Origin of the sequence: Pseudomonas sp. HMWF006 (assembly GCF_003061205.1) — a bacterium.
GTDB classification, from domain to species: Bacteria; Pseudomonadota; Gammaproteobacteria; order Pseudomonadales; family Pseudomonadaceae; genus Aquipseudomonas; species Aquipseudomonas monsensis.
Map to the genome: position 1 here is coordinate 1 of NZ_QAIU01000546.1, position 1,136 is coordinate 1,136.

Below are 1,136 nucleotides of genomic sequence, written 5' to 3' on the forward strand. Positions count from 1 at the left end.
GGGTTGCTGTTGACCCAGGCGCCGATCATCAACTTCAAACCGTGCTTGCGCGCCAGTTCCGGCAGGGCTTCGAGGCCGGTCATCGAATAGGTGCGGATGCATTCGAAGCGCGTCGCCAGCAGGGCAAGGTCGGCATCCATGCGTTCCGGACGCAGTTTGAACGGCACGTCGAACGGCGACTGATCCTTGTCGAAAGGCGTGTAGGAGGCGCACTGCAATTTATGCGTCGGGGTCGCGGCGTCCGGGAGGATCACCGGCTTGCCGAGGTCGTACCAGAAGCCGCCAAGGGCCAGCAGGCCGAGCAGGCAAGCGAAGAGATAAGGAATAAACGGGAAGCGGGACGTCGCGGACATGGTCAGGCCGAGTGGCTGCAAAGCGACGCATGTTACCTGCATTTATCCACGCGTTGGTGGCCGGCATGATTTGCCATGCAAAGTTCGGGCGGATTATCTGGCGTCATTTATTCAGCTGCAATTAATGGCTTTCTGATGTCGTTTCTCGGTGTATTGAGGTCGCTGACAGAGCAGGTCGCTGTGGGCGTCAGGCCGATGATCGAAAGCGTCAGTACTCCACTGACGGTCGGGCGAGTTTGCGGTCAGGCGTGATGGGGGCGCTGTGCACCATAACAATACGTTGACGATGCCCGGCATCCGTCGGGCGCAGCATTTCGGGGAAGTAACGATGAAGATGCGACGACTTTTAGGCGCAGGTGCCGCTCTGGTGCTTGCGATGAGTTCCACATTCGCCAGCGCTGAAAAACAGACCCTTAACATCGGTTACGTTGACGGCTGGTCCGACAGCGTCGCGACCACCCACGTGGCGGCCGAAGTGATCAAGCAGAAACTCGGCTACGACGTGAAACTGCAAGCCGTCGCCACCGGGATCATGTGGCAAGGCGTGGCCACCGGCAAACTCGACGCCATGCTCTCGGCCTGGCTGCCAGTGACCCACGGTGAATACTGGACGAAGAACAAGGACCAGGTGGTCGATTACGGCCCGAACTTCAAGGACGCGAAAATCGGCCTGATCGTGCCGGAATACGTGAAAGCCAAATCCATCGAAGACCTGAAAACCGACGACAGCTTCAAAAAGCGTATTGTTGGCATCGACGCCGGTTCCGGCGTGATGCTCAAGAC

At 58.6% G+C, this 1,136-nt stretch carries 1 protein-coding gene and 1 pseudogene; one reads left to right on the top strand and one right to left on the bottom strand.

The window, feature by feature from the left end:
• Positions 1 to 395 (bottom strand): annotated as a pseudogene (locus DBR24_RS24620) (beta (1-6) glucans synthase); the annotation flags it as partial.
• 286 nt (positions 396 to 681) lie between these two features.
• Here DBR24_RS24620 and DBR24_RS24630 point away from each other — a divergent pair.
• On the top strand, positions 682 to 1,136 hold a 455-nt coding region (locus DBR24_RS24630; protein WP_305889139.1), incomplete at its 3' end, for a glycine betaine ABC transporter substrate-binding protein.